At 45.0% G+C, this 1,368-nt stretch carries 1 protein-coding gene; it reads right to left on the bottom strand.

Annotation, left to right across the window (positions count from 1 at the left end):
- Nucleotides 1–84 precede the first annotated feature (84 nt).
- Nucleotides 85–1,131, bottom strand: coding sequence for an IS110 family transposase (locus M4J38_RS16680; RefSeq protein ID WP_251760938.1), 1,047 nt, complete (start codon nucleotides 1,129–1,131; stop codon nucleotides 85–87).
- Nucleotides 1,132–1,368: the final 237 nt, after the last annotated feature.

Genomic DNA, 1,368 nt, shown 5'->3' with positions numbered 1-1,368 from the left:
CGCAAAGATTCTGTGTTATTGCGGAACTTTTATTTTCTTAATTTTAGATTTCTAAAGCGGCTTTATGTCAGCTTCGTAGGGCAATCATACTAATGATTGCTCTATTTTATTTGTGTGTGTTCCTAATTTAAAGTACTCCTCATCGTATTTTTCATTCTTTTTCCATAGCGTGTATAATACTTCTAGTAGTTTTCGCTGTATGGCCACTACCGCTTTCATTTTGATACCATGCTTTGATACCAGGCGGGCAAACACCGTTTTCATGCGTTCATCACAGCGTAGCGCACTCAGCGCGGGCATGTGCAGGGCTTTTCGCAGATAGCGGTTCCCTTGCTTAGACAGGCGCGGCTTGCCTTTGACTGATGTGCCGGATTGCTTTTCCTTTACATCCAGTCCAGCATAACTTACCAACTGACGCTTATTTCTGATGAGTTCAAATTCATTCGTCTCCGCTAACACCACAGCCGCCGTCAGCGTACCTACCCCGGGAACCGTACACATAAGGGCGGCCTTTTGCTTCAAAGCCGCATCAGAAGCCAGCTTTTCACGGATTTCTTCCTTAACTTCAGCTTCCTGCTTGTTGAGCAGCGTAATACGGCTTATCATGCGCTCGATACTCTTTTCCCCGGGAAAGGCTTCAGAACGCTCGGCATGGAGTTGGTTCTTCAAAAGCGTGCGTTCCACTACAATCTGGTCGCGCTCACGCGTCAATTGACGTAATGAACGCAGCACCGTCTTGGGGCGTTTCCAGCTATCCAGTTTTCGCTCAAGCCCAAAACGGGCTATCGCCTGAGAGGAGGTTTTATCCGTGACCGTCTTGATGTCAAGCGTACGGGCGTAATTGCTGATCTTTGAAGGCATGATCACACTTACCAGGCAGCCTGACTCTTCAAGGTAATAAGCAAACCCTTCATGATAAACACCTGTCGCCTCCATTAAATACCAGACCGGAAGACCGGACTCAAAGAGTTTCCCCGCCATTTGAACCACCTTTTCAAAACCCTTCGGGCTATTGGGGAAAGATTGGTTACTTACATGCTCTATATCCCCGCCCGCATACATACGACTGAAACTAACCACTAATTCTTTAGACGCCACATCAACGCCTACCGATTGCTTAATTACCTGCATAGTTATAATGAATTAATAATCAATGCGAAAACTCTCCTTCGTTTTTTCTCGTAGAAGTTATCGTGGATACAAAGACCTGCAATGTTCCTTACATTCTGTTCAAACTCGAAAGAGCAAAAAGACAGGGACCATCTCTTTGCGAGAACATACTTTAAAGTTGTTTAGACGCATTTGGGTTCCCTGACTTTTCACATTGATTAAGCTAAATTATTACAACAACACAAACATACGAGACGC

This window comes from Parasegetibacter sp. NRK P23 (assembly GCF_023721715.1).
Lineage (GTDB): Bacteria > Bacteroidota > Bacteroidia > Chitinophagales > Chitinophagaceae > Parasegetibacter.
This window is presented reverse-complemented; position numbering and strand designations above follow the sequence as displayed.